Here is a 3,697-nt window from a genome sequence, read left to right on the forward strand (position 1 = left end):
CCCATCATATCAACGTCTTGGGCCGCTACGCCTTCTTGCTGGCCGAGCAGGTCGCCCGCGGCGGGATGCGACCCCTCCGGGGGCCGGAGGACGATGACTGGTCCTTAGCGTAAGTTTTCGTTCCGATGATTGTCAGACCCCAGCATGCAGGCGATGGGGTTCAGGTCCGAGGCATAGACATCGCAACCGAGCCGAGCCGCCTCGAATGGGATCTGGCCTGAGCCACAGAAGGTGTCCGCCACCCGCGGGCGATGGCCGAAACGCAGGATGCCGAGTTCCTCGACCAGTTCGGGGAATGAACCGGCGTGGGTTCCGAGATGGGCATTGACCGCGTCCCAGATATGGTCGTGTACGGTGTCCATGACCTCTTCGGGCCGGCGCGCCTGTTCAACCCACTCCCGATAGGTCAGCTCCGGCAGCAGTTGGACCTCCAGCCGGCGGCGCATCAGCTCGCTCACATCCGCGCGCCAGGCGACCTTGACCCCTTTGAGGATCGAGTCCGACCAATCGATCGGCGACACGTTTGGGAGGCTGCCCGGCGGGTCGACCGTGAAAAAGGCGTCGATCGGGTCGATGTACAGTTCGGCGAGGATCTCCTTCGGCTTGGCGCGACGCTTCCAGCGCGCAACGAATGACGCGTCATCCATGGCCATCAGCTGTTCGAAAATCTCCAGGTCCAGGGCCAGGTCATCGGTGGCCGGAAGTAGACAGCCAAGAATGCAGGCTTTATTCAGGATCAGCGGTTTGCGGCCTTTCCAGTAGCTCCCCAGAGCGGTCAGGGTCTTGCCATGAACCGCCATCTGCTCCTTGTATGCCTCGGTAGAGAGCTTCTGCACCGGCAACAGGTGCTCGATCAGTGCGGGGGCGTCCTTGAGGGCGAAGGGGACAATCTGCGGGGCGTCTCCGGTCATGGCTTTTCCCAGTCCTCAATACGCATGCCGGGAACCCTATTAAACTCGTTCGTGTTATGCGTAACCAGGATAAGGTCTCTGGAACGGGCGATAGCTGCGATCTGCAGGTCCCGCTCGCCGATCAATTGGCCGAGAGGCTGTAGATGACTGCGAATCTGGGCATAGTGCTCGGCCGCTGATTGATCGAATGGGAATTGAACGAGATTCAAGAATGGGGCAAGTCGCGCATGCTCCTGGTCGAATCCGCGTTTGGAGAGATGCGCACCCACCAACAGCTCGGCCCAGACAATGGAGCAGATCGATAGATCACTAAGGGGTTGTTCGGCAACGCGGCCGGCGATGGACTCACGCCGTCCGCGAAGGATCTCGATACAGGTATTGGTATCCAACAGAAACTGTGGCATCAGGGAATCTCGACCGGTTTTGGCGGAAGATCAGGCAGGCGGTCGGGAAAGTCCGGGGCACAGGCCCACAAGCCCCGCAACCATTCGCCGGTTGCTGGGTCGGCCGCGACGGTTTTGACCGGAAATAGCGGGAGAATGATGACCTCCACTTCCGCGCCAGCGGGAAAATCCGCCGGGAGATCGATGTGCAACTGTTTGTCGTGCACGGAGCAGATGACTCGATGTGCCTGGACCATGCTGGTAAACCCTCGGTTATTGCGAATCGGATGGGGCGACGACCGTGAACCCCAACGCCAATTGTGCCGCCCGCTGCTGCACAAACTCCCACGCTCAGTTCGACTTGCCGACAGCAAACAATGGCAGGTCGAACAGGTCCGCCTCCATCGGCCGCAGACGCCGCCGGCCCGTCGCCGGTTTCTCTCCATCCGACAGGGCATGGAACAGCGCCCGGCGCCAGCCGCGCTGGGTATCTTCGGGCAGCCCAGCCTCGGCCACGGTCATGGCAAACAGCCACCAACGCTCCTCCGGGCGCAGCGCGGCCCACTTGCTGCCGATCACCGGGAGCTGGTCGCGGGTCGCCGTCTCGGCGGCCCAGGCCAGCACACACAGCTCACGCCCAAGCAGGCGATCCACCAGATTGCGGCCGCTATGCCACCGTCCGGTCTGAACCTTGGCGACCTTGAGCCTAACATTGAACTCACGCCGCGCCGTGTCGGCAATCGCGGACCAGACGGACCTTGGCAACAAGGCGCGCTCCTCGGCCCTGGGGGTCCCGCCCTGTTCGCCCCGGTAGCCATAGTCCTCGACGATCAGGACCGGCTGGCTGCGACCGGCCGGAATCTCGACACGGAACAGATGGGCACCAAAGTCCGCCGGCGCACCGAAGTCAATGGTCGCAGCGCGCTCGGCCATTACTCGACGTCACCCGCCTTGAGCTCGATCCCGAGTTTTGCGGCGAAGTCCTTGAGGTCGTGGCCGGACAGGAAATGGGCCTTGCGGAAGGTCATGGTCACCGGGGTGTCGGGTGTAAATTTCTCCAGGACCTTGGTCAACAGGGCCTCAATGAACGGACCCTCGACCGGAACCTCGCCCACGCTTACAGCGATCATCTGGCTGCCCTGTCCCACTGTGAGACTGATACCCTCGAAGGTAACGGAGCGCTCTGCGGCCTGCTTGAGCCCTTCGAAAGTCTTGGCGCGAGAGTCGAGCTTGCGGCCAGTGCGCGAGACGATACGCCCCGGTTTAACCGGATCAATATGGATGTCTTTCTCGCCGACAGCGGTGAAACGGAACTCAGCCTTGGCCTCGAGCCCGTCGGCCTCGGCGAAGGCGCGCACCAGAATGTCGCCGTCGCCCAGCGGGATCGACTCTTGGTATTCGGCGCCGTCGCGGGGCTCTCTGCCGTCCAGGGTGTAGCGGATGGCGCCGCGGGGGGCCACGAACAGCTCGAGGCTGCGCTGCTCGCCCTCATCTGCCAGGCGATTGCGCAGGATCAACTTGTTGGTCCAGGTCACGGGATCGCCGATCTCGTACTGACCGGAAGGGTCGGCCACCTTGAAGCTGACGCGCAGCGCCTTGGTACTCAGTGTCTGGTCCTGGAGCACCGGACTGCTGTCCGCAACCGGACCGTCCTCCAGATAATGGATGCGTGGGGCCGGCCCAGCATGCTGGGGCTCGACGCGCAGGCGTACACGCCCCTCATCGTCTGGCCCAGACTCGACCGTGACCTGGGCGGAGGTGCGCTTCTTCTTGGGCTTCTTGGTGATGTAGCCGTTCTTGAGGTCCTCCCACAGCCCACGGTTGCAGGCGAGACTCAAGAGGCTGTCCAGGCCCTTGGGTGGCAGCCAGGGCATACCGGGTTGTTCGGCATAGCGGTCGACCACATCAGACCAGCGGGCATCGTCCTGGTTCTCCGGCCAAAGCAGGTCCTGAGCCTTATCGCGGATGGCGTCGAATTCCTGTTCCACATCTAGATAGAGCTTGAGCGGGTTCGCCGTCAGGGTCTTTTCGATCTGTTCCTCACCGTTAAACGGTTTGGTGGAGTCCCGGGTCATGTCCAGAGGTTTGGCGGCGAGCTGGGGTGGCCGGCCGGCGCGCTGGATCGGAAACAGCACCTTGTCAAACAGGCCGAGGATGGTGGCGTTGAAGTCCTGCTCGTAGAGTTGCTGGAAACGTTCGAGGTCCTCGCGCTGGGGGTGGCCCTTGGGAATGCGGCTATCCGCCTGCTGGGCGGCGTAGAGTTGGCTCTTTGGGATCTCAGTAGGTCGGCATATTTATAAATTACATGATGTTATGACGACATGTAGGGCGTCATAGAGTCGCATAACGAGCCGCATCGACAAGCCCCTGACAGGGCTTGGAGCGATTACTGCTCTGCCGAAC

General features: G+C 62.2%; 5 protein-coding genes. All 5 read right to left on the reverse strand.

Annotated elements, in window-relative coordinates:
- Positions 1–104 precede the first annotated feature (104 nt).
- A complete protein-coding gene (locus tag QZX93_RS09290) occupies positions 105–911 on the reverse strand; it encodes a DUF1156 domain-containing protein (protein ID WP_295392461.1) in 807 nt (268 codons plus the stop codon).
- On the reverse strand, positions 908–1,315 hold the full coding sequence (locus QZX93_RS09295) for a PIN domain-containing protein (protein WP_295392462.1): 408 nt from the start codon (positions 1,313–1,315) through the stop codon (positions 908–910). Before QZX93_RS09295 ends, QZX93_RS09290 begins: the two co-directional genes overlap by 4 nt.
- Positions 1,315–1,521, reverse strand: a complete 207-nt coding sequence (locus QZX93_RS09300) for a hypothetical protein (RefSeq protein ID WP_295392463.1) — start codon at positions 1,519–1,521, stop codon at positions 1,315–1,317. The genes QZX93_RS09295 and QZX93_RS09300 overlap by 1 nt, the downstream gene beginning before the upstream one ends.
- Positions 1,522–1,645: 124 nt before the next feature.
- The gene (locus QZX93_RS09305; RefSeq protein WP_295392464.1) at positions 1,646–2,227 is read right to left on the reverse strand and encodes an anti-phage-associated DUF3780 domain-containing protein; all 582 of its coding nucleotides are present in this window, start codon (positions 2,225–2,227) and stop codon (positions 1,646–1,648) included.
- Entirely contained in the window at positions 2,227–3,429 is a 1,203-nt protein-coding gene (locus tag QZX93_RS09310; protein WP_295392465.1) for a chitobiase/beta-hexosaminidase C-terminal domain-containing protein, read from the reverse strand. The genes QZX93_RS09305 and QZX93_RS09310 overlap by 1 nt, the downstream gene beginning before the upstream one ends.
- Between the last annotated feature and the right edge of the window lie 268 nt (positions 3,430–3,697).

Origin of the sequence: uncultured Thiodictyon sp. (assembly GCF_903946935.1) — a bacterium.
In the GTDB taxonomy this organism is placed as follows: domain Bacteria; phylum Pseudomonadota; class Gammaproteobacteria; order Chromatiales; family Chromatiaceae; genus Thiodictyon.